The sequence below is a fragment of the Streptomyces sp. LaBMicrA B280 genome, from assembly GCF_049222185.1.
In the GTDB taxonomy this organism is placed as follows: Bacteria; Actinomycetota; Actinomycetes; order Streptomycetales; family Streptomycetaceae; genus Streptomyces; species Streptomyces murinus.
This window is the reverse complement of record NZ_JBMJCT010000082.1, coordinates 1-527: the sequence shown is the minus strand read 5'-3', so window position 1 is coordinate 527 and position 527 is coordinate 1. Positions and strand designations below refer to the sequence as shown.

The following is a 527-nucleotide window of genomic DNA, read 5'->3' as shown; positions in this document are numbered from 1 at the left end:
AAATATTTTAGCATTTAATTGGTGAGTTGAACATAATTACAATACTTAAATTTTTGAACATGTTAATGGTTGTATAGTATTGCTTACTAAAAAAGCGTAGGAATGAACAATCATGAGCAATATTTCAATCAATCAGGCAAGTAAATTGTTCAAGGTTAGCCGTAATACTATCTATGCTCGTATTAAAAAAGGGGAGATAACTAAAAATAGTGATGGTAATGTTTCTGTTCAAGATATGATGCGTTTATTTGGAGATAAAGCAGATAAAAAAGCAACAGAACAAGCTGTTAATGAGCTATTGAACAGTACAAATAATATTGAACAATTGATTGAGCATCCTAAACGTAATAATGAGCAACTTTTAGAGCAAAAAATTGAACAATTAAAAGTACAGATTGAACAACTTGAAAAGCAATTGGAGTATGTGAAAGCAAATGAAGCTTGGCTTAAACAACAATTAGATCAAAAGCTCATAGAACATAAGAATCATGAAAAGAAAGGGTTATTAGGTAGATTGTTTGGATGAA

The 527-nt window shown here is 29.6% G+C and carries 1 protein-coding gene; it reads left to right on the top strand.

From position 1 onward, the window contains the following. Positions 1 to 112: 112 nt before the first annotated feature. Positions 113 to 526, top strand: coding sequence for a plasmid replication DNA-binding protein (locus ACLF5H_RS37325; RefSeq protein WP_129264362.1), 414 nt, complete (start codon positions 113 to 115; stop codon positions 524 to 526). The last annotated feature ends 1 nt before the right edge of the window (position 527 follow it).